A 22,708-nucleotide genomic window follows, 5' to 3' on the forward strand; every position below is an offset into this window, starting at 1 on the left:
CAGACGAGGGCAATCAGCGCAGCTCCTGAGGCGGCGTACGCGCCTCGTCCACCTTCTCCACCCGCTCCAGCTCGCCCCACACCACATAGCGGTACGTGCTCGTGTACACCGGCGTGCAGGTCGTCAGCGTGATGTAGTGGCCCGGCTTCTTCTTGCCGGACTCCTTCGGGACCTGGGAGAGGACCTTGACGTTGAACTTCGAGGTCTCGGGAAGGATGTCGTAGACCTTGTAGACGAACCACTTGTCCTTCGTCTCGAAGACGATCGGGTCGCCCTTCCTGATCTTGTCGATGTTGTGGAACTTCGCGCCGTGACCGTCCCGGTGGGCGGCCAGGGAGAAGTTGCCCTCCTTGCCCGACATCGGCAGGGTCGCCTTGACGGGTTCGGTGTAGTAGCCGGCCACGCCGTCGTTGAGGATCTTGCTCGACGTGCCCTTCTCGACCAGCACCTCGCCGTCGCTCATCGCCGGCACGTGCAGGAAGCCGATGCCGTTCTTGGTGTCCAGCGCGCCGGGACCGCCCCGGCCGTGCGCCCAGCCGTCACGGACCTTGTCGGCCTGCTTGCCGGCCGCCCGGTCGGCGACCACGTTCGTCCACCACAGCGAGTAGACGACGAACAGCCCGAGGACCAGGCCCGCGGTGATGAGGAGTTCCCCGAAGAAGCTGACCGCCAGGGCGATCGGGCCGGGCCCGCGGCGCGCCGCGGGCGGCTGGGACGCCCCGCCGGTGTGCTTGTCGTGGTCGGTGTCGGTGGTCGCTGCCACAGGTCATCTGCCCTTAACTGACGAGCGCATCCGGCTTGCCCTTGCTGCGCGGCCGTTCCTCGACCATCTTGCCCCAGACGATCATCCGGTACTTGCTGGTGAACTCCGGCGTGCACGTGGTCAGCGTGATGTAGCGGCCGGGCTTGGTGAATCCGGAACCCGTGGGCACGGGATTCAGGACGCTCGTGTTGCTCGGTGACGTCACCGGCAGGATCGACGCCATCTTGTAGACGAAGTACTCGTCCTGCGTCTCCACGACGATCGGATCACCGGGAGCGAGCCTGTTGATGTACCGGAACGGTTCTCCGTGGGTGTTGCGGTGACCCGCCAGCCCGAAGTTCCCGCTCTTGTCACCGGGCATCGCGGTCTTCAGCGCACCCTCGGCGTAGTGCCCGACCATGCCCCGGTCGAGCACGCCCTTGCTGCTGGTGCCCTCGGCGATCGGGACCACCACGTCCAGCTTCGGGATGTGCAGGATGGCGAAGCCCTGCCCCGGCTCGAAGACACCCGGGTTGCGCTTGCCGCTCGCCCAGTCGTTCTGAAGGCTGCTCGCCTCCCGGCCGGCCTGGGCGTGAGCCCGGACGTTGGTCCACCACAGCTGGTAGGTGACGAACAGCAGCATCAGCACGCCGGTGGTGATGAACACCTCGCCTATCGCCCGGCTGGCGACGACCGCCGGGCCGGGCTTGCGCGCCCGGGCCTGACGCCGTGCCTCGACCCGCGACAGCGGCGCCCCCGACCGGCCCCCGGCAGCGGCCGGAGCGGGCGGGGTGTCCGACGTGCCCGGCGCCGCCCCGCCATGACGCCCCTGACGGCGCTTGGCGGCCTTTCTCCGGGCCGCGCGGCCCTCATGGGAGGATCCGTCCCGTCGTGAGGCGGAGGAAGCCGCAGAGCCCGTTGTGGAGGCACCTGTCCCCGGCGGAGGATCCGGTATCCGCAGCGCCACCGTCTCCTCGTCGGCGGGCGGCCGATACGGCTCGTCCGGCACGGGCCCGTACGACTCCGGCACGGGCTCGTACGACGCGTACGGCTGCTGCGGTCGCGGCTGCGAGTGCGGGGACACCCCGTACGACTCCCCGCCCGGCCACTCCTCGAACGCACCCCGCGCCCCGTACGACTGCTGCCCGTACGAGGTGTCGGACTCGCGCTCGGGGCGCAGCGCGGTCACGCCGAGGCCCTGCCCACCACCGGGGCGAGCCCGGCCGACCTCGCCACCGCGCCCTGGTCGCCGCACTCCACCAGCCAGTTGGCCAGCATCCGGTGCCCGTGCTCGGTCAGCACCGACTCGGGGTGGAACTGCACACCCTCGACCGGCAGTTCGCGGTGTCTCAGGCCCATCACGATGCCGTCGTGCGTACGGGCCGTGACCTCCAGCTCCGCCGGGACCGTGGCCGGCTCGGCGGCCAGCGAGTGGTAGCGCGTCGCCGTGAACGGCGACGGCAGACCCGCGAACACGCCCCCGCCGCCGTGCTCGACCAGCGAGGTCTTGCCGTGCAGCAGCTCGGGCGCCCGGTCCACCACACCGCCGTACGCCACCTGCATCGACTGCATACCGAGGCAGACGCCGAAGACCGGAACGCCCGTGTCGGCGCAGTGCCGGACCATGTCGACGCAGACCCCGGCCTGCTCCGGCGTGCCGGGGCCCGGGGAGAGCAGGACACCGTCGAAGCCGTCCTGGGCATGCGCCGTGGACACCTCGTCGTTGCGCAGGACCTCGCACTCGGCGCCCAGCTGGTACAGGTACTGGACCAGGTTGAAGACGAAGCTGTCGTAGTTGTCGACGACGAGAATGCGCGCGCTCACTGGTTGTCCACCGTCACATCGTTGAAGGGCAGCAGCGGTTCCGCCCACGGGAAGACGTACTGGAAGAGGACGTAGACCATGGCCACGACCAGGACGAGTGAGATCACTGCCTTGGCCCACGTGTTCCCCGGCAGATGCCGCCAGATCCAGCCGTACATGCCGTCCCTTCCGTCGTACCACGGCACCAGACCCACGCCGTACAGCCACCAGACTAACGGCGCAGCGCCTCTGGTTTCCCGGCCTCCACAGGCTGGGTGGAGTCCAGGTGCGCCCAGACGATCAGCCGATGACTGTGTCCCCATTCCGGTTCGCACGTGGTCAGCGTCAGATAGCGTCCCGAACGCGTGTACCCGGATGTACGTGGGACAGGGTCGATCACCTCGATGTCCGAGGGCACTGTTTTGTACGGGCCTTTGTCGATCCGATACGTGAACCAGGTCGTGCCGTCGGTCAGCACCACCGCGTCACCGCGCCTGAGCTCGGGAAAGTCCTTGAAGGGGTCGCCGTGGGTACGGCGGTGACCGGCGACCGCGAAGTTCCCCTCCTGCCCGAGCTGGGCGGTCTCGGCGTAGTGGCCGAGCCCCTTCTTCAGGATGCCGGTGGCGGTGCCTTCGAGCACGGGCTTGTTCCACGTGAAACCGAGCCGCGGGATGTACATGATCGCGAAAGGCCTGCCCCGGGCGTACGGCGCGGGCCGGCCCGGGCCCGCGGGGGAGCCGCCAGCCGGCGGGCGGGGCTTCGACCACTCCTTACGCAGCAGGTCGATCTGGTCGTCCATGGCGCCGTCGGCCCGGACACCGGTCCAGAAGAGCACGTAGACGACGAACAGCACGATCACACTGCCGACGGTGATGCAGAGTTCGCTGACGGTCCTGACGATCACGCGCACCGGCAGCTCCCCCGGCCTGGCCGCTACTCCACGGGCTTGGCGTAGTGCAGATCCACTGTGCCCGAGTACCCGGGCAGCGTCACCGGGCCGTTCTCCTCGACTTTCCAGCCGAGCCCGTAGACGTTGACGTAGACCATGTAGTTCTGGATCGCCGGGGAGGCCGCGAGCGCGTTCTTCAGCTTGTCGGGATCACCTACCGCCGTGATCTTGTACGGCGGCGAATAGACCCGGCCCTGGAGGATCAGGGTGTTGCCCACGCAGCGCACCGCGCTGGTGGAGATCAGCCGCTGGTCCATGACCTTGATGCCCTTGGCCCCGCCCTGCCACAGCGCGTTCACCACGGCCTGGAGATCCTGCTGGTGGATGACCAGGTAGTCGGGCTGCGGCTCGGGATAGCCGGGGAGCTTGGCGGTGGCGTCCGGCGGGGCGTCGTTGAGCGTGACGGTCACCGACTCGCCCTTGAGCTTCTGCGTGCCCGCGCGCTTCTCCAGAGCGGTGAGCTTGTCGTCCTCGGCCTTGGTACTGCCGTCGTCGCGCTCGGCCAGCGCCTCTATGTCCGTGCGCAGGGCACCGTTGCTCTCGTCCAGCTCGCCGTTCTCACGGCTGCGCTCGTGGATGAGGTCGGACAGCTTCAGCAGCGAGGTGTCCGTACGGATGTTCGTGCCCTTGGCCGTGTCGAAGCTGGTGAAGAAGATGAGCCCCGCGAGAGCGAAGACGGCCGCCGTGAGGATGCGCACCGGCCGGAAACGGCGCGCGCGCTCAGGGGTGGATCCCGTCCCGGGGGAGTCGGCAGAATTGCTCAACGTACCCTTATCTCCTTCGGCGCGGCGGAAGCACTACGCTAACGGACGCCCGGGGGAGCAATCGGAGTCCCCTCACGCTGCCCCGAGACCGACCAGTTACCTGCGCGGCCACGCAGCGCATCGACAGGAGAGACCCTCGTGCCGAAGTCACGTATCCGCAAGAAGGCCGACTACACGCCGCCGCCTGCGAAGCAGACGACCGCGATCAAGCTGACCAACCGTGCCTGGGTCGCGCCCGTCATGCTGGCCATGTTCCTCATCGGCCTGGCCTGGATCGTCGTCTTCTACGTCACCGACGGTTCGCTGCCCCTGGACTCGCTGGGCAACTGGAACATCGTGGTGGGCTTCGGCTTCATCGCCGCCGGATTCGGCGTCTCGACCCAGTGGAAGTAGCGGTCACCGGAAGGTGAACGCAGCTCTGCCCAGGGGTGTTCGCTGAGTTATCCACAGCAGTTTTCCACATGGGGATAATGAAGACGATCTGTGGATAACCCGTTGGACGTTGACGCCGGTATGACGGAAGTACCGGCACTCGAAAACCTGTTCGCCCCCTGCCTGACCTGCGGAAACCCAGGTCAGTGACAGGGGGCACATGCGTTCCCGCACAGCGTGCACAGGATCAGCCACACGCTGTGGACAACGCCTGCTCAGACGAGCTGCGCCGTCCTCAGAACGGTCACCAGAACGACCACGGCCAGGACGAGGGCGCAGGTGCCGTACTGGACCAGCGCGCGGCGTTCGCGCGGGGCGTGGACCATGGCGTAGCCCACGACGACACCGGCGACCAGGCCGCCGATGTGGGCCTGCCAGGAGATGTTGAAGCCCGGGCTGAAGGTGAAGATCAGGTTGATCGCCAGCAGGGCGATGATCGGCCGCATGTCGTAGTTGAGCCGGCGCATCAGCACGGCGGTGGCGCCGAAGAGGCCGAAGATCGCGCCGGAGGCACCCAGCGTGGCCGTGGTGGGGGAGGCCAGCAGGTAGGCCAGGGTGCTGCCGGCGAGCCCGGAGATGAAGTAGAGCGCGAGGTAGCGGACACGGCCGAGTGCCGCTTCGAGCGGGCCGCCGAGCCACCAGAGGCTGAGCATGTTGAACGCGATGTGCCAGATCTCCTGGTGGGTGAACATCGAGGTCACCATGCGGTACCACTCGCCTCCCGCCACACCCTGGGTGGGGGTGAAGGGCGCCGGCGGCCAGGCGCCGAGCAGGACGAGATCGCTCAGCAGTGCCTTGTCGGCCTGGACGGCGATGAACACGGCCAGGTTGATCCCGATGAGGATCTTGGTCAGCAGCCGGCGGTCGGCGGCGACGGAACCGCCCGCGATCGTCCGGGGCATGGCGGCCGTGGGCGGGTGTCCGGTGCCGGAGCCGGTGCGCACGCACTCGGGGCAGTGGAAGCCGACGGAGGCGTTGACCATGCACTCGGGGCAGATCGGGCGGTCGCAGCGGGTGCAGCGGATGCCCGTCTCGCGGTCCGGGTGGCGGTAGCACATGGGGACGCTGTGGGCGTCCTGCGGGCTGCCCGCAGCCTGGTCGTCCATGGTCTCCCCTAGGTCGTGTGAGATAAGCCCGCCCCGCTCATCCTTACGGATGAGCGGGGCGATTGGTTCCCTGCGGGAGCTTCGCGCTCAGCTGGTTCCCTGCGGGAGCTTCGCGCTCAGCGGGTCTCGATGACGACCGATTCGATGACCACGTCGTTCAGCGGGCGGTCCGTGCGCGGGTTGGTCTGGGTCGTGGCGATGGTGTCGACGACCTTCTGGCTGGCCGCGTCGGTGACCTCGCCGAAGATGGTGTGCTTGCGGTTCAGCCACGCCGTCGGGGAGACGGTGATGAAGAACTGCGAGCCGTTGGTGCCCGGGCCGGCGTTGGCCATCGCCAGCAGGTAGGGCTTGTCGAAGCGCAGGTCCGGGTGGAACTCGTCTTCGAACTGGTAGCCGGGGCCGCCGGTGCCGTTGCCCAGCGGGTCACCGCCCTGGATCATGAAGCCACTGATCACCCGGTGGAAGACCGTGCCGTCGTAGAGCTTGTCCGTGGACTTCTGTCCCGTCTCCGGGTGGGTCCACTCCCGCTCGCCCTGGGCGAGCTCGACGAAGTTCTTGACCGTCTTGGGCGCGTGGTTCGGCAGGAGCCGGACTTCGATGTCGCCGTGATTGGTCTTCAGGGTGGCGTAGAGCTGCTCGGCCACGATCTGCCTTCCGTTGTCTTTCTGTGACTCCCTGATCCTCGCACGGTCGGGCCCGCGCGTCGTCCGGCCTCGGTGCGACGGGGGGAAACCCTCGGCGGTGCGGGCAGAAAACCAGTCGAGTAGTCCCGGGGCGGGGGCGCTCGGCGGCGATCCGTGGCATTGTCGACGACAAGCTCCTGTTACCCCCTATTCATCCGCTATCGCACGTGATCGGCACTGGATGCCGGTTCGCGTGACCCGGATGCTCGTCGGCGCATGCCTGGTCGTGCACCGGGAGGCATGATCCGTAAAAGGGTGGAAAGTCGAAATACCGTACGCCACCGAGGAGGAGGAACCCGTGACCCGCATCGACAGCGTGCGCGCCGCGACTGGTTCGGCGAAGGACAGCGTGCTGCACGCCGCGGAAGTGGTGGCGCCCTACGCCGACACGGCCAAGGACAGGGCCGCCCACTACGCACACGAGGCACGCGTACGGCTGGCGCCCAAGGTGACGCAGGCCGCAGGGCAGGCACGCGTCCAGTACGGCACTCTTGTGCAGCCGTATCTGGAGCAGGCCCGCACGCATGTGCCGCCGAAGGTCGACCAGGCCGCCCAGGACGCCGCCGAACGCACCCGCAAGGCCGCCCGTCAGGCGGCGGAGTACTCCAGGCCGAGGATCGAGCAGGCGATGGCCGCGGCCGTGCCGGTGACGACCGAGGCCGCCGCCCGGAGTGCGGCCGCCCTGGCCGCGCTGCGTGGTCAGGTGACGTCCAAGGAGATCCAGAAGCTGGTCCGCAAGCACGAACGGCGGGCCAGGGCCGGCAAGGCCATGAAGACGCTGGTGATTCTTGGCGCGGTCGCGGGCGGTGCTTTCGCCGCGTGGAAGTGGTGGGACAAGCAGGCCAACCCGGACTGGCTGGTGGAGCCGCCGGCCGCGACGGAGGTCCCCGAGTCGGGGCGCCTGTCTTCCGTGGACGGCACCGGCCAGGCGGTCCTGGACCCTGAGGTCGAGGCCAAGCAGGCGGAGGACGAAGCCGCCCGGCGCGACGACCGTTCCTGAGGGCGCCTGACAATCAACAGCACGGCGGGGCAGGAGACTTGAGGGTCTCCTGCCCCGCCGTGCTGTGTCACCGGGACCTCCTGGTCAGGGAGCTGTCCTGGATCTGCGAGTCGCTTGCGAGACACCCGTGTGAGGGATTTTCGGGAGGGATGGCGGCCTCTATCGTGACAGCTCACCCGTCGTGCAATTGCACGCGAAATTGCAACGGTATGACTGTCGGAGGCGATGTACATGCAGTACGACAACGGTGTTCCCGCCGACCGGATCAAGGGCGCCCAGTGGATCAAGAGCACGGCAAGTCAAGGGGCGGGCAACTGCGTTGAAGTCGCCGGGCTCCCCGACGGGCGCGTCGCCGTCCGGAACTCACGCCACCCCTCGGGGCCCGCCCTGGTGTACACGCGGCAGGAGATGGCAGCCTTTGTGGCCGGAGCTCGGGACGGTGAGTTCGACGGACTGACTGCGTAGCCCCGCGCAGGACAACGCTTGTCCGGTCCCATCGGGTTCTCCGCTCTGCGAGACTCGGGCAAGCGTTGATCTCACAGAGGAGAGTGCGTGCGCGTGGGATCTGATGGGCCTGCAGCGTCGATGCCCTCGGGGCAGCAGTCACAGCCGGATCCCGCGGCACGCCTCCTCGGAGAGCGGTTGCGCAGGCTGCGCCTCCAGCGCGGTCTGACCTTGAGTGAGGCGGCGGTCACGATCCGTGCTTCCGCCGCGAAGGTCAGCCGCCTCGAGCGGGCTGCCACCCAGCCGAAGGCGCGGGACGTCCGTGATCTCGCGGTCTTCTACGGGGCCGGCCGGGAAGAGCTGGCGGAGATCGAGTATCTGCTCTCCCAGTCCTCCAACGGCGCCTGGTACACGCAGTACAGCGATGTCACCCCGGACTTCCTGAAGAGGCTGATAAGCCTCGAGCAGGGTGCTGAGCGGATCATCATGTACGAGGCACTCGTCGTGCCGGGCTTGTTGCAGACTCGTGATTACGCACGAGCGGTGATCTCCGCCGCCCTTCCGATGGACGCCGAGAACGAGCGACGGGTCGCTCTGCGGCTGGACAGGCAGCGGATTCTGCGGCAGCCGGATCGTCCTGTGCTCACAGCACTGCTGGACGAAGGGGTGCTCCACCGGCCTCGTGGAGGCCGGCGGGTCATGAGACGCCAGCTGGAACAGTTGCTGGCCATGGGACAGGTGCCCGGGACCAATATCCGGATCGTCGAATTCGTTCACAGTGGGGATGTCTCGCCTCCGTACCCCATCACGCATCTGCGATTGCGGGACGGCCGGCCGGCGGAAGTGGTCTATGTCGAGAGCATCGGCAGTGCGACGTACCTGACCCGCCCGGAGGAGACGGAGCGCTACCGGTTCGTTCTGAATCGCCTGATGGAACGAGCGGCTTCCCGAAAGCGCACGGAGGAACTGCTGCGCAGGGCTATCGAAAAGTACCAGTGAGTCCGCGCACCCTGGGATTGCCGCTTCTTTCCTTCACAGGGCGACGACGCCGCCCCATTCCTCCCACTCGTTTCCCTGCTTCCATACGGTGGGCTGGGAATCGGGTCGCCATTGGCTCACCTCGACCAACCCCGGCTCGACGGGCTCCCAGTCCCGCAGGAACTCCGTCACCTCCGCTTTGGAACGGACGCGTCCCCAACGCCCCCCGGTCGCGGTTGCCATCAGGTCGGTGACACCGTCCCGGACCGCCTTGTTGTCGCTGACCAGTTGGCACACCACCAGGTAGCTTCCCGGGGCCAGTCGACCGGCCACGTCGCGCAGGAGCGCGCCGGGATCGCTCTCGTCCGGGAGACAGTGCAGGACGGAGACGAACAGGGCGGCGGTGGGCTTGGTCGGGTCGATCAGCCGCTTGGTGTCGCCGTGCTCGAAGATGTAGTCGGTCTCACGCATGTCAGCGCACAGCACCGCTGTCCGAGCGTTCTCCTCCAGCATGGTGCGGCCGTGCGCGAGCACGATGGGGTCGTTGTCCACGTAGACCACCCGTGCCAGCTCGTCGGCCTTCTGCGCGATCTGGTGCACATTGTCCTGCGTGGGCAGGCCGGATCCATGGTCGATGAACTGCTGGATCCCCCGCTCCTCGGCCAGGAAGCGGACCACCCGCCGCAGGAACGCCCGGTTGGTGAGAGCGAGTTCCCTGCTGCTGGGGGCGATCCGCAGCAGGTGGTCGCATGCTTCCCGGTCGCTCGCGTAGTTGTCGGTTCCCCCGAGCAGCCAGTCGTACATGCGAGCCACGCTCGGGGTCGTGACATCGATCTCGCGGTCTGTCGGCGTGTAATGGCCCATACATCGTCCTCCCCGGAGCGGCACCCAGACAGCGTCCTGGGTGAACTAGCCATGGTAGAGACGCACTTGGGGCGACAACAGGTGACGATCGGGCGTTCGGGCCGTCGGCCTCCAGGCGCGGGACCGGGGTCGGCCGCGAGCCGTGGGGCCGGCCCCGCTCTGACGACAGCGGGGCCGGCCCTTACGTCTCATTCGATGCGGATACGCATGTAACCGATGGACGAGCGGCTCCGCAGGGCGACGCCCAGGACGCCTGTCGCGACGCCCATGGCCGTCCAGCCGGGGTCGCGCACGTAGAGCCATGCCAGCACCCCGGTCGCCAGGAGCAGACCGAGGCACACTTCCACTCTCCAGATGGTCATCCGGCGAATTTGTGGACCCCACTGGCGCCAACTGCTAACTTCACTGTCGGCCGGGAGCTCATTCATCCATCCTCGGCCAAACCTGTCGATCACGTGGAGTTTTTCTCCTTTCCTTGATCGCGCGTGCCCCGGGGTGTGTCCGCACCCTGGGGCATTTGCGTGCGCTGAATCGTTTACGGGCGCACGCCGCACGCTATGACGTCGCCACAGTAGCGGTCCCGTCAAAGGCCCGCCACGCGTTCGGACGATGCAACAGCGGGATTTGTTGAACCTGCGGCGACAACCATTAAACACACCGGGCTTCACCCCACCGGCCGCAGATCAGACGTGACGCCCACGGAATCCAACCACGAACACTTTCGTGAGAAACGTGGCCATATTTGATCGACTTTCTTCGACAAGGCATCGGTCAGTCGGCATGTGATGCAGATAGCGCTTCCAGTAGAGCTCCCTTCGCTGCGGCCTCACAGCTCACGAGCGGAGCCTCTGAAGGGCTGACAGGAGCGTTTCATTCCGGATATCTGCACGTGCAGATGCAATAAGAGTGCAAGGAACACCCCCTCCCCGGCGCCCCTCCGGGGGGTGTGCCGTCCGGCCCGGAGCATGCGGTCGGGGCACGGCTGCGCCGGAGGCCGTACAAGGAGGACGCGACACCACATTCTCCGACGCCCCAGGGGCACCGAGCGTTGCGGGCGCTCGCCGCGGACACGTCTGGCGCCGAGGGGCGGCGGGGGCAGCCGTCACCCGGCGTCGATCGCCTTCCCCGAGCCCGTCCGGCACCAGGGGGCCGCGCACGGAGAGAGCCCCTCCGGCCCGGGTTTTCCCAGGCTGAAGGGGCTCTCGAAGTGTGGAGCCTAGGGGAGTCGAACCCCTGACATCTGCCATGCAAAGACAGCGCTCTACCAACTGAGCTAAGGCCCCGGAAAGTGACGTCCAGCCGGAGGAACCGCGTCCCGGCGGGCGTCGGAGACAAGAGTACCGGGTCACCCCCGTGGTTCCGCAAAAAGATTGGGGGTCCCCGTCGCCGACCACTCTCCGTAAGATGCTCGGCGTGGTTCGCTACCGCGAACCGCCGTATGGGGAAGCGATGGGGAGACGCAATGGACGCCGCACAGCAGGAAGCGACCGCAAGAGCGCGGGAACTGCAGCGGAACTGGTACGGGGAGCCACTGGGGGCGCTCTTCCGTAGGCTCATCGACGATCTTGGTCTCAACCAGGCTCGTCTCGCGGGGGTTCTGGGACTGTCCGCTCCGATGCTGTCGCAGCTGATGAGCGGTCAGCGGGCGAAGATCGGCAACCCCGCCGTGGTGCAGCGGGTGCAGCTGCTGCAGGACCTCGCGGGGCAGGTCGCGGACGGCAGCGTGAGCGCGGCCGAGGCCACCGAACGCATGGAGGAGATCAAGAAGTCACAGGGGGGCTCGGTGCTCAGCAACACCACGCAGACGACGAGCAGTTCGGGGGCGCCCACGGTCAAGCGCGTCGTGCGCGAGATCCAGTCGCTGCTGCGCTCGGTCGCGGCGGCGGGCGACATCATCGACGCCGCCGACACCCTCGCCCCGACCCATCCGGAGCTGGCAGAGTTCCTCCGGGTCTACGGGGCCGGCCGCACCTCGGACGCGGTCACGCACTACCAGTCCCACCAGAGCTGATCCCCGGCCCGCCCGCCGAAGGGGGTTCGGCAGCGGGCCGCGGGTGAAGCGACGGGGGACGCGTCACGGTACGGACGGGCACGAGGGGGCGTGTTCCGTACGGGGGACCGTTCGACGCGAGGGGGAGGTATCGCTCATCGGGGGAGCCGGGGGCTCGGGGGCCCGGGGGAGTCTTTCGCCCGTCGGGGAGTCGTAGCGCTCACCGACGGGGAAGCAAGGGGGGAAGCCGCAGGGGGAGGAGCGACGTACAGCCATGGGTGAGGTCTTCGCCGGCCGGTACGAACTGGTCGACCCGATCGGACGCGGAGGGGTCGGCGCCGTCTGGCGTGCCTGGGACCACCGCCGCCGTCGCTATGTGGCCGCCAAGGTCCTGCTCCAGAGCGACGCGCATTCGCTGCTGCGCTTCGTCCGCGAACAGGCCCTGCGGATCGATCATCCCCATGTGCTCGCCCCCACCAGCTGGGCCGCCGACGACGACAAGGTCCTGTTCACCATGGACCTGGTGGCGGGCGGATCGCTGGTCCATCTCGTCGGGGACTACGGCCCCCTGCCGCCGGCCTTCGTCTGCACGCTGCTCGACCAGCTGCTGGCGGGCCTGGCCGCGGTGCACGCGGAGGACGTGGTGCACCGTGACGTGAAGCCCGCCAACATCCTGCTGGAGGCCACCGGCACGGGCCGGCCGCGGCTGCGGCTGTCCGACTTCGGCATCGCGATGCGGCTGGGCGAGCCCCGCCTGACCGAGACCAACCTCGTCGTCGGAACGCCCGGTTATCTCGCGCCCGAGCAGATGATGGGCGCCGAACCGGACTTCCCCGCCGATCTGTTCGCCGTAGGGCTGGTCGCGCTGTATCTGCTGGAAGGCGCCAAGCCGGACAGCAAGGCGCTGATCCAGTACTTCGCCGAGCACGGGACGCCCGGGGCCCCCAAGGGCATCCCGGAGCCGCTGTGGCAGGTGGTGGCCATGTTGCTCCAGCCGGACCCGGAGGCGCGGTTCCGGACGGCCACAGGCGCCCGCAAGGCCCTCGCCGCCGCCGTGGAGCTCCTCCCGGAGCCGGGCCCGGACGACGAGCTGATCGAGATCTTCGACCAACTCGGGCCGCTCCCTGGGGGATTCGCCCCCGAAGGGCCGCTGGAGAGGGCGAAGGGGCTGAGCCCGAGGCAGGGGTTGCCCGACTCGCAGACCGGCGAGGAGCGGTCCCGGCGGACAGGCGGCGAGGGCGATACGCCGGTGCCCGATGGACAGCACACCGAGCCCCGGCGGCAACGCGGCCCGGCGACGCCGGCCGACCCGAGACGGACCACCGGCTCCGACCCCGCCCGGACGCCCTCGATGTCTGACACCGGCAGCTTCCATCTGCCGCCCCCGCAGGCCACCGTCACCTCGTCACCCACGCCAGAGCCGTACCGGCCGGCGTCCGCCTCCCCCTACGACCCGACCCACCGGCTGTCCCCCGCCCAGCCGCTCCCACCGGTGTACTCCGGCGCGCCGCCGCTCCCCGCGGAGCACTACCGCACGGACGCCTCCACCGCCTCGTACACCGCCCAGAGCCCACCGGCCCGGTTCGACAGCCCCACGCCGTCACGGCATCGTGCACGACGCGCCCCCCGGCCCGGCCCTCCGGCCAAGGTGGCGGTGCCCCTGCTGCTCCTCGCGCTGGCCTGCTACGCCGTGGGCTTCTGGGCTCTGACACGCCTGTGAGGGACGTGGCGGCGGGCCGGGGAGCGCCCGTCCCCCTTACCCGGCACTCCTGCGCCGAGCGACCACGGTCCACACTCCGAGTCCCACCAGCAGGGCGCTGCCGGTGCCGATCCCGCCGACGGCGAGTGCCCTCATCGCGGTGTCGTCGCCCCCGGCCACGCCTTCCACGGCCGCTTCCCGGTCCGCCTCCGACACCTCGAAGACGCCCTTCGGCTCGGACTCCCCCGCGTAGGCGGGCCCGCTCCCGGCCTGCCCGCTCACCCGGACCCGCAGCGTCATCGCGAACGGGCCGTCCCCGTAGGCGCCGGCGACACCCTCCGCGAGGTGGGCGACGAGGTAATAAGAGCCGGCGAAGCGCATCGCGCTCACCTGCGCGGTGGCGGCGTGGCGGTTGGCGTGGTCGACCGGTGGGAGGGGAGGCAGGCTGTTGGAGTTCTGGTCGCCGTCGTAGCCGACACCCACGTCGGCGATGTGACCGCGGGCCGGGTTGTAGAGGGCCACGTTCAGGGCGTCGGAGGTGTAGCCGGTGCCGCCGGAGTCCGAGCTGCCGAGGTCGGCGGTGACGGAGACCTGCTGTCCCCAGTCGACCGGCACCTTGTAGAAGAGCGTCTGGCCGGGCCGGATGTCGTCCCGCCAGACTCCCTGGTCGAGGGGGGTGGCGCCGGTGAATCCCGCGCCGCCTTTCCGGCGCTCGGGCTGTCCCTGGACCGGCTGGGGCGTGGCGGAGTCCCACACCTGGGGTGCGCCGGTCGCCTCGGCCCTCTCAGTGCGCGGTTCCGTCAGGGTGACGAGTTCCAGGTCCCAGGTGTCCGGCGAGGAGCCCTCGCCGTCCGGGTCGGCGCGCTCGACGGACACGTAGTACGCACCGGCCTTGCGGCACAGCGACTTGCCGGGCGAGATCTCCCGCATGCCCCAGGCGGCGATGGGGTGCGGGCTGCGGGCGGTCCCGAAAACGGTGGTGTCGTCGGAACAGGTGTTCCCCTCGGCGTCCTGGACGGTCACCTTGACGCCGTCGATGACGGAGACGGTGCTGTCGGGGGAGGGGACCGCGGTGACGGAGACGTACGCGTTCGACGCGGCGTCGAGCTCCAGGCCGTAGGTGACCTTGCCGTCGGCGGGCAGGGAGCTCTTGTACGTACGGCCGGGCTTCAGGAGAGCGGCGTCCCCGGTACTCCTCGCCCCCTCGACGCTCTGCGCGTCGGCGGCGAAGGCATAGGAATTCGGCGCGTCCGCGGCCTTGGAGGCGTCCGCTGCGAAGCTCTGCCCCGACACGGCGGCGGCATGTCCGGGGGTCACCGCCGCCGCCGTCCCCAGCACCACCGCCACGGCCCCCAGGCGTATTGCCACCGCCGGACGGCGGCGCCACGCACCCGTGCGCCGTCCCCACGCCGTACGACACCGTCCCCTCACGCGCCACCCCTCACCCTCGCCGGGCCACGAATCCGTGAAGCCGTGGCCCATCCTGCCGCGCCGGCCGGGTTCACGACCGGGCCTCGGCACACAAAACCCCGACCGCGAGGCGGCCGGGGTGTGCTTGGTCTGGGTTGTCGTGACTCACGAACCCGTGGGCACGGAGTCAGTCGCCTCCGTCCACAGATCCTGCTCGGCGCGATCCGCCTGGATCTGGCGGTACACGAGGAGCCCGCCGATGGCGGCCAGTGCGACCAGGAGAAGCTTCTTCACCGCGCGACCTCGTCTTTCCTTGACGTAGGGGACCTCTGGCGCCCGACTATACACACCGACCGATACCGATCGGTGACCTGAGTCGGCCCTCAACTCCCCTCCCGCGAACCGGGATAGAAGCGGAGTACACCGCTCCGATCGGAGGGTGATCACACGCCGACGGACGGTTACTTTGACCTCCCTTCGCCGCTCTCCTCACGTTTTCAGGCCTCTTGCGGCCATACGAGTGGTGTTGATCTGAACATCGACGCGCCACGGGTCGAGATCCACCACTTCTCGGCCCCCATACACATCATGAGGAAAGTACGCAAATCGCCCAACCCGAAAGTGAGGGGCCATGGCCCGGAACAAGGTCATGAAGCTGTGGACCGCCATCGTCACCGCCTTCCTCGCGCTGTGCACGGCGCTCGGACTCGTCACCACGACGGCCGCCCCGGCCGTAGCTCAGAGCGAGCAGAAGAGCAACAGCAACGGCGCGAGCATCCCGCAGCAGCGGACGGCGGCACCGGCGGCGTTCCCCTGGTCCTCCCCCAAGGCCCTGCCCCCCACGATGAAGCAGCGCATCCGCGCCGAGGCCCACGGCAAGACCCCCCGCTGCCGGCACCGCTCGTCCGCGGACACGGCGCTCACCCCCGGCACCGACTGCACCGACGAGGACACCGACGCCGACCCCGACAGTACGGCGGACCGCTTCGCACCCCTGCAACGCTGAGATCGCGGAAGCCCCCAGACACGGAAGACCCCCGACCGCTAAAGGTCGGGGGTCTTCGTGCTGGACCGGGGGCTTCGCGGTCCGCGTTGCTTACTGGTGAAACCGAGCGCGGCAGCTACTAGTACTTCAGGTAGCTTTCGGCGACCCAACCCCACTTGCCCTTGTTGGCGCCGGAGAGCACTTTGCCGTAGACCCAGGACTGGGACTTGTAAGTCGAGCAGTAGTGATCGAACTTCGTGCCCTTCGCCAGGAAACCCTTGGATGTGTAGCTCGTCCCGGGGCCGCTGCGAAGGTTGACGGTGGTCGTCGTCTTCTTCGTCTGCGGCACGGGAAGGATGAGGTCCTTCGGGCAGGCGGAGGGAAGGCTGGCTGCGGAGGCGGTGGCCGGAACCCCCATCACCAGAGCACTTGTCACCACTGCGGCACCGAGCAGTGACGCCAGTTTTTTGCGCACCATTTCCCCGTTCTCTGGTCAGATTGGTCGGCCAGTGATCATATCGAGCACGCGCGGGAAGCCAGGGGCACGTCCACAGCTCTTGAGCAGGGGCTTCACATCGTGGTCGCTCCTGACACGCCTGGTGGAGTGCTAGCGGGTGATGACCATGACGACGTAGAACATGCCTGCGGCAGCAACGAGGCAGGCACCGATGACGGCAAGCGCGGCAACGCCCGCCAGCCCTGTCACGCCCAGGATCGCCATCCATCCCGTTCGAGCCATCCGCTCGGCCTGCTCGGCTGCGCTGTCGTGGTCGCTGTCGTCGTACCAGTCTCGTTCAGTCATGACGCCCCCCGCTCCTAGACCCGGCACACCTGCGACCCGCTCACCGGCCGACGTCAGCCGTGGATGTCAAAGACCCCCAGCCGCTGTCGACTGGGGGTCTTTTCGCTGGTGGGGCTAACAGGAATTGAACCTGTGGCCTCATCCTTATCAGGTCGATCAAGGGAGTCCAGCGTCCTGGCTCTCCCCCGTCTCTGCCTCAACCGATGGTTCGCACCGGTCCGCTCTCGGTTGTCGCTGTTCGCACCTGTCGGTGTCAGGCACTGGTGTCAGCGGAAGGAGGGGGCCTTGACAGGTCTCTTATAGCCCCCTATATGGGCATCCAGGCGAGAACGCTTACTAGTATTTCAGGTAGGCAGTGGCAACCCAGCCCCACTTGCCCGTGTTGGCACCGGAAAGCACCTTGCCGTAGTCCCATGTCTGTGACTTATAAGTCGAGCAGTACACCTCGAACTTCGTGCCCGTGGCCAGGGAACCCTTGGCTGCGTAGCTCGTCCCTGGGCCGCTACGGAGGTTCACGGTCGTCGTCGTCTTCAGCGTCTGCGGCACGGGAAGGATGAGGTCCTTCGGGCAGGCTGAGGGAAGAGTGACCGCAGAGGCGGTGGCCGGAAGTCCCATCACCAGAGTGCTCGCCATCGCCGCAGCGCCGAGCAGCGCCGCCAGTTCCTTACGCATCCGTTCCCCGTCTCAGTTCAGATTTGACGAGTGATCATACTAAGGCTGGCGGCTTTGCTGCGTAGGCCTGGGCTTACCTCCGGCCTCACCCACTACTCACCTCAGCTTCCGTCCCGTCCGCCGTCGACCCACACACCGTGGAGCGGGCGTGGTTCAGGGCGTCAAGGTGGAGCGCGCCACTGTACGAACGACCTTGACGCCCTGGGCCGCGTCTGCTCGGCTCTGCCTGGGTCGACGGTGGACGGGACGGAAGCACCCCACGCACACCACTACGGGCCCGCGGCCGGGAACGGCGCCCCCTCCATCCCGGTGCCGGCCGATCCCCCGCCGGAGGCATCGCCTTGACCGTGGGCCGCGCAATGCGGTGATCGACTCATGGCCACCGGCCCTATCCACATGTGGGCGCGCGTCGGCGGCGGCAGCGCCGAGCGGGCCGAAGGCAGGAGCGCGGGCGCAGCCAGAGCCGGGAAGCGCGCCCGGCGGAGCGGAGCGCAGCCGGGGCTTGATGAGGTAGAGAAACCTGTAACAGCTCTTGCCCTGCAAGGGTCAGGCCGAAGGCACGTCGGTCGTCAGGAGTCGGCTCGTGAATCCGGCTTGGCACAGGCGCTCGTACGCGTCGACCACGTCGGCAGGTAGGGGCTGGCTGATCATGAAGCCCTGCTCCGGGTAGACCATCAGCCGCTGAAGCGCACCGACCAGCATGTCGATCACCAAGCGGGCGTTACCGATGGAGTCGACGTACTCGTCCAGCGTCATCGGACTGGAGGCGCTGACGACCTCGACTCCGGGCCAGAGCTTCCGCGCGGTGGCGTACGCCCGCCGCTCCTCGTACGGCTTGCTGATCAGGAGCACCGAGGACACCTCCACCCCGGCCTCCTCCAACAACTCTCGCGAGAAGCGGATGTTCTCGCCCGTGTTGCGGGCACGAGGCTCGACCAGAACGTCACTGCTGGGGACCCCGAGTTCCACTGCCCGCTCCCGGTAGTGGACGGCCTCACCGCGGGGCATGCGTTCCCGTGTCGTGGGGCTCGTGGCACCGGTGAAGAGGAGCAGAGGGGCCATGCCGCGCTTGTACAGGTCCACTGCCGTGTCAGCAACGCCCAGGTCGTGGCTGCCAAGCCCGATGGCCACGGAGCACGGCCGGGGTGAGTGACCCATCTGGTGGTAGTCCCACACGCGTCGGGCGTCTGCCCAATCCTGTGTCGAGATCACTGCTGCCCCTCCCTGTCCTTCGCTGAGTCGGGCACCTTGAAGTCGTACTCCCATGCGAAGCGCGACGCCGCGTGTACCCCGATGGCGAATTCCACGACGGTGCCCTCGGCCGTGTACGTCGTTCGGTGCAGCTCGACGACCGGTTCGCCCGGCGGTAGCTGCAACTGCTTGACCTCGTCCGGTGTCGCAGCACGGGCAAACAGTCGCTCCTTCATGTGATCGATCTCGTAACCCGCGTCGTACAGCACACGAAATCCGCCGCCCCGGCCGGCGGGACCCGGAGTGGGGTCCACCAGGCGTGTTCCCTCAACGTGCTCGGGACGGTAGTAGCTGGTCAGCGTGTGCGTCGGCTGGTCGCCTTCCTTGACCAGTCGCGCGCGGGCGTAGACCTCGGCACCTTCCGGCAGCCCATGTGCGGCTGCTACCCCCGGTGGCGCCACGACGCGAGTAACCGACTGGGTCTGCTCGTTCCGGCGGTAGCCCCGCCCGGAAGCCACGCGGTCTGCGATGAAGGCGACCTCGTCACCGTCCCGCCACTTGGCCTTGTCGTACCTGGCAATGCCAAGGCGCTTGAGAGGCACTCGCTCCCGCACCACAGTTCCGTGACCGCGAGAAGACGTCACCAGGCCCTCAGCCTCAAGAGCCTTGTAGGCCTGATGAACGGTGGACTTGGAGCCCTCACCGGCTGCAACTAGCTCCCTGATCTGCGGGAGCTGCTGGCCTGGTGCGTACTCACCGGTCTTGATCTGTTCAGCCAGCTTGTCGGCCAGCTCCCGCCACTTGGGCGCCATTGCGTGTCCCCTTCCTAACGGAATCAACTTTCGCACAGTCCCAGGACTATTGACAGTCCCAGGACTGCATGCCACAGTCTCCTCAAGCTGCTCACAGTCCTAGGACTGTGGTGGCGGAGCGTCTTTTGGCCTGCTCCAACGCAATCGACTCAAGGAGAGCTTTATGCCGTCGTTCAAGATCGACACCTCGACTGCCATCGTGTTCGTGGCGACTGCGCCGGAACCGAAGATGGCCAACAAGAAGACCGGTGAGCGGGCCGTGGACCGGGACACGGGTGCGGGTCTGTCGACCGTGGGTCTGCTGGTCTCGGATGAGGGGGAGGGGAACCTGTACCAGGTGACCATCCCGGAGACGGGTTACCCGGACGGTCTTCAGCCGGGTATGCCGGTCAAGGTCATTGGCCTGAAGGCGCGTGACTGGGAGAACGAGTTCAACGGCCAGAAGCGGCACGGCATCTCGTTCCGGGCGGTCGCGATCACCCCGGCGGCCTGACCATGAGTGACCTGACGTTGTGGCTGGAGGCCACGGGAGCCTTAGCGGGCGCCGGTGGTCTCGGCTACGCGAAGGTACGCGCGCCGCGCGTGTACTGGTCGCTGGTCGGGATGCCGGTCACCTGGGGCCGCTTCACTCTGTCGTACCGCTCGACGATGGACGTGTGTGGGCTGACGGTGCACCCGTCGGGTCTGCGGGCGTTCATGACCCGCAACGTGGCCCGCCGTGAGGTGCAGCCGGTCCCGCCGAAGATCCGCCGGATACGCGGCACCTCGACAGGGCTGCGGGTGACACTGCGACTTCCCGCCGGCCTGGAGCCCGCTGACGTGATGGCCTCCTCGGAGCGGCTTCGGCACGCCTGGGGTGTCCACTCGGTGACCGTGGTCGAGACCAAGCCCGGTTTCGTGGAACTGCGGATGACCGGCTATGACGTGCTGCGCCGGGTGCGGATGCCGCGCAAGGCCCGCCCGCATGGCATGGCCGTTCCGGTCGCGGTGCGCGAGGACGGGACCGCCTTCGAGCGGGACTACCGCAAAGCCCCGATGGCCCTCACGCTCGGCGCGAACCACTCGGGCAAGTCGATGTATCAGCGCAACCTGATCAAGGGGCTGGCGCAACTGCCGGTGGCCCTGGTCGGCATCGACTGCAAGCGCGGGGTGGAGCAGTCCGCGTTCGCGCCCCGGCTGTCGGCGCTGGTCACCAGCCCCGATGATGCGGCCTCGCTGCTCGGTGTGCTGGTCGCGGAGATGGAGGACCGCTTCGACCTGCTGAGCCGTCACGGTGTCTCGGACCTGTGGGAGCTGCCTGCCGAGGTGCGGCCAGTGCCGGTGGTCGTCCTGGTCGACGAGGTAGCGGAACTGTTCCTGATCTCTTCCAAGAAGGATGAGGAGCGCCGGGAGCGGATCGTCACCGCGCTGATCCGACTCGCGCAGATGGCCCGGGCCATCGGTATCCATCTGGAAATCTGCGGGCAGCGCTTTGGCTCCGACCTGGGCAAGGGCGCCACCATGCTCCGTGCTCAGCTCACCGGCCGTGTGGTGCACCGCGTCAACGACAAGCAGACCGCCGAAATGGGCCTGGCGGATGTGGCCCCGGACGCGGTCCCGGCCGCGAGCCTGATCCCCATGAACCGCCCCGGAACCGCCGTCGCGGCGGACCCCTCGGGCGGCTGGTCAAAGATCCGCACCCCGGAAACCTCGCGGGACGAAGTGGTAGCCGTCTGCCGGGAGTTCGCCCACCTGGTCCCGGACCTGCCGTTCCTCGAACCGTTCCGCCCCCACCTGCCCGCCGGGGCGCCGGCGTCCAGTCCATCGCTGGTCAAGCCCCGCCCGGTCACCGAGTAACACCCCGTACCGCCACGGTCGGCGCGACCGCATCTCGCCAGGTCCCTACCCCCGCCATGCCGCTGGGCGGCCGGACATCGCTCCCCGCCCGCCCCGGCCCGACTCCCTGAAGGGAGGTGCCCTTCATGTCCCGCTCGATCCGACCGGACGCCGTTCTCGTCCAGGCCGTCATTGCCGGTGCGCTGTCCTTCGCCCACCTGCACGACCTGGCCCAAGCCGCCGGACAGACCGGCTGGAAAGCCTGGGCCTACCCGGTTTCGGTGGACCTGCTCCTGGTTGCCGCCTGGCACCGGCTGCGAACAGCCCGCCGCGACCGCTCCGCCTGGACCTGGTTCGTCATCGCCCTGGCTGCCTCGCTCGGCGCGAACATCGCCACCGCGGGCCTGCTCGACCTGACCCACGTACCCGCCTGGCTGCGCATCCTCGTTGCTGGCTGGCCCGCGCTGGCCTTCCTCGGCGGAACCCTCCTGGTCCACACCCTCACCGAACCGGCCGACTCGGCACAGCCTGTGGACGATGATCCGGCCGCGCCGGAAGTCGAGATGCACCGCACCGACGAACCCTCTGCCGACTCGGAGCCCGCGGCGACCGTGCCCGAGCTGATCCCGGCCTCGCCGGAGCCCGCCCCGACCGCTGCACCGGTCGTCCCGGCCGCGCTGCTCGACCACGCCCGCAAGATCGCCGAAGCCCACCAGGCCTCGACCGGATCACCGATGCCAGCCGACGCCTTGTCGGCGCGGCTCGGCCTGCCCGCACCGATGGCCGACGCCATCGCCGCCCAACTCCAGCTCGCCTAACCCGAAGGGAGAAACGCCCGTGCCCGCCTACCGCCGCTTCCGCGACGTGATCCGCATCGGCCCCGTGCAGGTCGCCACCGCCTACGACGGTCGGGGCCGCGACAAGCACACCGCCGCCTGCACCGCCCCCGGCTGCGGCTTCGCCGCCGACTACGACACCCGCGCCGGTGCCGAACTCGCCGCCCGCACCCACCGCTGCAAGGCCTGAGAGGAGATCGCGCCATGGACGTACCGCTCTGGCTCGCCCTGCTCGTCGTCGGATGGCTCGGCGTCAAGCTCGCCCGCCCGCCGTGGTGGCTGGTCGCCGTGCTCCTGGTCGGCGGCTACCTCGTCGCCGGAAGCTTCCTCGCCCCCGCCCTCGGCACCGTCCTCAAGTAGAGAAGGGAACCGCCTCGTGTTCACGCCGAAGTACCCGCCCCAGGACACCGCGCCCCCGGTCAACGCCGCGGGTGCCCCGACGGTCGCCCGCCACCCGGCGCCCGTCCAGCCGACCCCGCCCCCGGTCGCGCCCGTCTCGAACCGGCCGACGGTCCAGCTCACGCCGGGCAGCGCGCTTGCCCTTGCCGCTGGCGGTGGCGCGGTGGTCCTCGTCGTCGGCGCGGTCCTGGTCTCCATGCTCCTCGCGGTCGCCATCACCGGCGTCTCCGTCGCCGTGGTCGCGGTCGTCTTGCGCCTGCTCGTCAAGGACCTGAACAACCATCGCTGAACGGCCCCCGGAGCGGCCTCGGTCGCCAAACTTCCGCCGCTCC

Annotated in this window: 30 protein-coding genes and 1 tRNA gene; 13 read left to right on the forward strand and 18 right to left on the reverse strand. The window is 68.5% G+C overall.

All coding sequences use genetic code 11. The annotated features are described in order from the left end of the window. Positions 1–13 precede the first annotated feature (13 nt). Genes AC0665_RS15555 through AC0665_RS15580 form a run of 6 tightly spaced genes read right to left on the reverse strand, consistent with a single transcriptional unit; the run spans position 14 to position 4,258 of the window. Entirely contained in the window at positions 14–763 is a 750-nt protein-coding gene (locus tag AC0665_RS15555) for a class E sortase (protein WP_478705171.1), read from the reverse strand. Between the two features lie 13 nt (positions 764–776). Beyond that, entirely contained in the window at positions 777–1,931 is a 1,155-nt protein-coding gene (locus AC0665_RS15560) for a class E sortase (RefSeq protein ID WP_478705172.1), read from the reverse strand. Next, positions 1,928–2,566, reverse strand: a complete 639-nt coding sequence (locus AC0665_RS15565) for an aminodeoxychorismate/anthranilate synthase component II (protein WP_306927411.1) — start codon at positions 2,564–2,566, stop codon at positions 1,928–1,930. The genes AC0665_RS15560 and AC0665_RS15565 overlap by 4 nt, the downstream gene beginning before the upstream one ends. Then, a complete protein-coding gene (locus AC0665_RS15570; RefSeq protein WP_363121420.1) occupies positions 2,563–2,760 on the reverse strand; it encodes a hypothetical protein in 198 nt (65 codons plus the stop codon). Before AC0665_RS15570 ends, AC0665_RS15565 begins: the two co-directional genes overlap by 4 nt. A 17-nt stretch (positions 2,761–2,777) precedes the next feature. Continuing rightward, complete coding sequence (locus AC0665_RS15575) at positions 2,778–3,455, reverse strand: class E sortase (RefSeq protein ID WP_468408073.1); 678 nt, start codon at positions 3,453–3,455, stop codon at positions 2,778–2,780. A gap of 23 nt (positions 3,456–3,478) precedes the next feature. Beyond that, positions 3,479–4,258 carry a DUF881 domain-containing protein gene (locus AC0665_RS15580; RefSeq protein WP_468408071.1) on the reverse strand — a complete coding sequence of 260 codons (780 nt, stop codon included), beginning with the start codon at positions 4,256–4,258 and terminating at the stop codon, positions 3,479–3,481. Positions 4,259–4,396: 138 nt separating this feature from the next. On the opposite strand from AC0665_RS15580, the gene crgA reads away from it, so the two are divergent. After that, positions 4,397–4,651, forward strand: a complete 255-nt coding sequence (gene crgA / locus AC0665_RS15585; RefSeq protein ID WP_363121423.1) for a cell division protein CrgA — start codon at positions 4,397–4,399, stop codon at positions 4,649–4,651. A gap of 254 nt (positions 4,652–4,905) precedes the next feature. Here crgA and AC0665_RS15590 read toward each other — a convergent pair whose 3' ends face one another. Then, complete coding sequence (locus AC0665_RS15590; RefSeq protein WP_478508423.1) at positions 4,906–5,796, reverse strand: rhomboid family intramembrane serine protease; 891 nt, start codon at positions 5,794–5,796, stop codon at positions 4,906–4,908. 116 nt (positions 5,797–5,912) lie between these two features. Beyond that, entirely contained in the window at positions 5,913–6,440 is a 528-nt protein-coding gene (locus tag AC0665_RS15595; RefSeq protein WP_033309915.1) for a peptidylprolyl isomerase, read from the reverse strand. A gap of 337 nt (positions 6,441–6,777) precedes the next feature. Here AC0665_RS15595 and AC0665_RS15600 point away from each other — a divergent pair, with 337 nt between their 5' ends. The 3 genes from AC0665_RS15600 to AC0665_RS15610 all read left to right on the forward strand — a co-directional run bounded on the left by AC0665_RS15600 (position 6,778) and on the right by AC0665_RS15610 (position 8,922). After that, positions 6,778–7,479 (forward strand): DUF5324 family protein, encoded by a 702-nt coding sequence (locus AC0665_RS15600; protein WP_468408065.1) that lies wholly within the window; start codon positions 6,778–6,780, stop codon positions 7,477–7,479. Between the two features lie 231 nt (positions 7,480–7,710). Beyond that, on the forward strand, positions 7,711–7,944 hold the full coding sequence (locus AC0665_RS15605) for a DUF397 domain-containing protein (protein ID WP_468408063.1): 234 nt from the start codon (positions 7,711–7,713) through the stop codon (positions 7,942–7,944). A 177-nt stretch (positions 7,945–8,121) separates the two neighbouring features. After that, positions 8,122–8,922: a helix-turn-helix domain-containing protein gene (locus AC0665_RS15610; protein ID WP_478705173.1), complete on the forward strand. Its 801-nt coding sequence runs from the start codon at positions 8,122–8,124 to the stop codon at positions 8,920–8,922. A 33-nt stretch (positions 8,923–8,955) separates the two neighbouring features. Here the strand turns inward: AC0665_RS15610 and AC0665_RS15615 are convergent, their stop codons facing one another. The 3 genes from AC0665_RS15615 to AC0665_RS15625 form a co-directional block, all read right to left on the reverse strand. After that, positions 8,956–9,765: an SAM-dependent methyltransferase gene (locus tag AC0665_RS15615; RefSeq protein WP_478508426.1), complete on the reverse strand. Its 810-nt coding sequence runs from the start codon at positions 9,763–9,765 to the stop codon at positions 8,956–8,958. 188 nt (positions 9,766–9,953) lie between these two features. Then, positions 9,954–10,127 (reverse strand): hypothetical protein, encoded by a 174-nt coding sequence (locus tag AC0665_RS15620; protein WP_468408057.1) that lies wholly within the window; start codon positions 10,125–10,127, stop codon positions 9,954–9,956. Positions 10,128–10,975: 848 nt separating this feature from the next. Beyond that, positions 10,976–11,048: transfer RNA gene (locus AC0665_RS15625), tRNA-Ala, on the reverse strand. A gap of 179 nt (positions 11,049–11,227) precedes the next feature. Here AC0665_RS15625 and AC0665_RS15630 point away from each other — a divergent pair. Continuing rightward, positions 11,228–11,776, forward strand: coding sequence for a helix-turn-helix domain-containing protein (locus tag AC0665_RS15630; RefSeq protein WP_190900819.1), 549 nt, complete (start codon positions 11,228–11,230; stop codon positions 11,774–11,776). Between the two features lie 253 nt (positions 11,777–12,029). Further along, positions 12,030–13,475, forward strand: a complete 1,446-nt coding sequence (locus AC0665_RS15635) for a serine/threonine-protein kinase (RefSeq protein ID WP_478705174.1) — start codon at positions 12,030–12,032, stop codon at positions 13,473–13,475. 36 nt (positions 13,476–13,511) lie between these two features. Here AC0665_RS15635 and AC0665_RS15640 read toward each other — a convergent pair whose 3' ends face one another. Then, on the reverse strand, positions 13,512–14,822 hold the full coding sequence (locus AC0665_RS15640) for a hypothetical protein (protein WP_478603065.1): 1,311 nt from the start codon (positions 14,820–14,822) through the stop codon (positions 13,512–13,514). Between the two features lie 207 nt (positions 14,823–15,029). Continuing rightward, positions 15,030–15,158: a DLW-39 family protein gene (locus AC0665_RS15645; protein WP_003999697.1), complete on the reverse strand. Its 129-nt coding sequence runs from the start codon at positions 15,156–15,158 to the stop codon at positions 15,030–15,032. Between the two features lie 337 nt (positions 15,159–15,495). Here AC0665_RS15645 and AC0665_RS15650 point away from each other — a divergent pair, with 337 nt between their 5' ends. Beyond that, positions 15,496–15,870, forward strand: coding sequence for a DUF6344 domain-containing protein (locus tag AC0665_RS15650; protein WP_478508429.1), 375 nt, complete (start codon positions 15,496–15,498; stop codon positions 15,868–15,870). A 118-nt stretch (positions 15,871–15,988) separates the two neighbouring features. Here the strand turns inward: AC0665_RS15650 and AC0665_RS15655 are convergent, their stop codons facing one another. The 5 genes from AC0665_RS15655 to AC0665_RS15675 form a co-directional block, all read right to left on the reverse strand. Further along, positions 15,989–16,327 (reverse strand): SH3 domain-containing protein, encoded by a 339-nt coding sequence (locus tag AC0665_RS15655; protein ID WP_478705175.1) that lies wholly within the window; start codon positions 16,325–16,327, stop codon positions 15,989–15,991. A 129-nt stretch (positions 16,328–16,456) separates the two neighbouring features. Continuing rightward, positions 16,457–16,651 (reverse strand): hypothetical protein, encoded by a 195-nt coding sequence (locus tag AC0665_RS15660; RefSeq protein ID WP_478705176.1) that lies wholly within the window; start codon positions 16,649–16,651, stop codon positions 16,457–16,459. A 336-nt stretch (positions 16,652–16,987) separates the two neighbouring features. Further along, complete coding sequence (locus tag AC0665_RS15665) at positions 16,988–17,323, reverse strand: SH3 domain-containing protein (protein WP_478603059.1); 336 nt, start codon at positions 17,321–17,323, stop codon at positions 16,988–16,990. 546 nt (positions 17,324–17,869) lie between these two features. Next, the gene (locus AC0665_RS15670) at positions 17,870–18,535 is read right to left on the reverse strand and encodes a YdcF family protein (RefSeq protein WP_478705177.1); all 666 of its coding nucleotides are present in this window, start codon (positions 18,533–18,535) and stop codon (positions 17,870–17,872) included. After that, entirely contained in the window at positions 18,532–19,326 is a 795-nt protein-coding gene (locus tag AC0665_RS15675) for a GntR family transcriptional regulator (protein ID WP_478705178.1), read from the reverse strand. Before AC0665_RS15675 ends, AC0665_RS15670 begins: the two co-directional genes overlap by 4 nt. A gap of 163 nt (positions 19,327–19,489) precedes the next feature. On the opposite strand from AC0665_RS15675, the gene AC0665_RS15680 reads away from it, so the two are divergent. From AC0665_RS15680 to AC0665_RS15705, 6 genes are all read left to right on the forward strand, one after another. After that, positions 19,490–19,819 carry an SCO3933 family regulatory protein gene (locus AC0665_RS15680; RefSeq protein WP_478705179.1) on the forward strand — a complete coding sequence of 110 codons (330 nt, stop codon included), beginning with the start codon at positions 19,490–19,492 and terminating at the stop codon, positions 19,817–19,819. Positions 19,820–19,821: 2 nt separating this feature from the next. After that, complete coding sequence (locus AC0665_RS15685) at positions 19,822–21,162, forward strand: FtsK/SpoIIIE domain-containing protein (RefSeq protein WP_478705180.1); 1,341 nt, start codon at positions 19,822–19,824, stop codon at positions 21,160–21,162. A gap of 125 nt (positions 21,163–21,287) precedes the next feature. Then, positions 21,288–21,959, forward strand: coding sequence for a DUF2637 domain-containing protein (locus AC0665_RS15690; protein WP_478705181.1), 672 nt, complete (start codon positions 21,288–21,290; stop codon positions 21,957–21,959). A gap of 19 nt (positions 21,960–21,978) precedes the next feature. Then, the gene (locus AC0665_RS15695; RefSeq protein ID WP_358310653.1) at positions 21,979–22,167 is read left to right on the forward strand and encodes a mobile element transfer protein; all 189 of its coding nucleotides are present in this window, start codon (positions 21,979–21,981) and stop codon (positions 22,165–22,167) included. 14 nt (positions 22,168–22,181) lie between these two features. Further along, complete coding sequence (locus AC0665_RS15700) at positions 22,182–22,337, forward strand: hypothetical protein (protein ID WP_086083352.1); 156 nt, start codon at positions 22,182–22,184, stop codon at positions 22,335–22,337. Between the two features lie 16 nt (positions 22,338–22,353). Further along, positions 22,354–22,665, forward strand: coding sequence for a SpdD protein (locus tag AC0665_RS15705; RefSeq protein WP_478705182.1), 312 nt, complete (start codon positions 22,354–22,356; stop codon positions 22,663–22,665). The last annotated feature ends 43 nt before the right edge of the window (positions 22,666–22,708 follow it).

The organism is Streptomyces sp. NPDC043685, assembly GCF_056436585.1.

What these genes read in the sequence shown, in the direction of transcription:
- AC0665_RS15590 (WP_478508423.1), bottom strand. Translation starts at nt 5,796, where the DNA reads ATGGACGACCAGGCTGCGGGCAGCCCGCAGGACGCCCACAGCGTCCCC.
- AC0665_RS15605 (WP_468408063.1), top strand. Translation starts at nt 7,711, where the DNA reads ATGCAGTACGACAACGGTGTTCCCGCCGACCGGATCAAGGGCGCCCAG.
- AC0665_RS15615 (WP_478508426.1), bottom strand. Translation starts at nt 9,765, where the DNA reads ATGGGCCATTACACGCCGACAGACCGCGAGATCGATGTCACGACCCCG.
- AC0665_RS15620 (WP_468408057.1), bottom strand. Translation starts at nt 10,127, where the DNA reads ATGACCATCTGGAGAGTGGAAGTGTGCCTCGGTCTGCTCCTGGCGACC.
- AC0665_RS15630 (WP_190900819.1), top strand. Translation starts at nt 11,228, where the DNA reads ATGGACGCCGCACAGCAGGAAGCGACCGCAAGAGCGCGGGAACTGCAG.
- AC0665_RS15635 (WP_478705174.1), top strand. Translation starts at nt 12,030, where the DNA reads ATGGGTGAGGTCTTCGCCGGCCGGTACGAACTGGTCGACCCGATCGGA.
- AC0665_RS15650 (WP_478508429.1), top strand. Translation starts at nt 15,496, where the DNA reads ATGGCCCGGAACAAGGTCATGAAGCTGTGGACCGCCATCGTCACCGCC.
- AC0665_RS15655 (WP_478705175.1), bottom strand. Translation starts at nt 16,327, where the DNA reads ATGGTGCGCAAAAAACTGGCGTCACTGCTCGGTGCCGCAGTGGTGACA.
- AC0665_RS15660 (WP_478705176.1), bottom strand. Translation starts at nt 16,651, where the DNA reads ATGACTGAACGAGACTGGTACGACGACAGCGACCACGACAGCGCAGCC.
- AC0665_RS15665 (WP_478603059.1), bottom strand. Translation starts at nt 17,323, where the DNA reads ATGCGTAAGGAACTGGCGGCGCTGCTCGGCGCTGCGGCGATGGCGAGC.
- AC0665_RS15675 (WP_478705178.1), bottom strand. Translation starts at nt 19,326, where the DNA reads ATGGCGCCCAAGTGGCGGGAGCTGGCCGACAAGCTGGCTGAACAGATC.
- AC0665_RS15680 (WP_478705179.1), top strand. Translation starts at nt 19,490, where the DNA reads ATGCCGTCGTTCAAGATCGACACCTCGACTGCCATCGTGTTCGTGGCG.
- AC0665_RS15685 (WP_478705180.1), top strand. Translation starts at nt 19,822, where the DNA reads ATGAGTGACCTGACGTTGTGGCTGGAGGCCACGGGAGCCTTAGCGGGC.
- AC0665_RS15690 (WP_478705181.1), top strand. Translation starts at nt 21,288, where the DNA reads ATGTCCCGCTCGATCCGACCGGACGCCGTTCTCGTCCAGGCCGTCATT.
- AC0665_RS15700 (WP_086083352.1), top strand. Translation starts at nt 22,182, where the DNA reads ATGGACGTACCGCTCTGGCTCGCCCTGCTCGTCGTCGGATGGCTCGGC.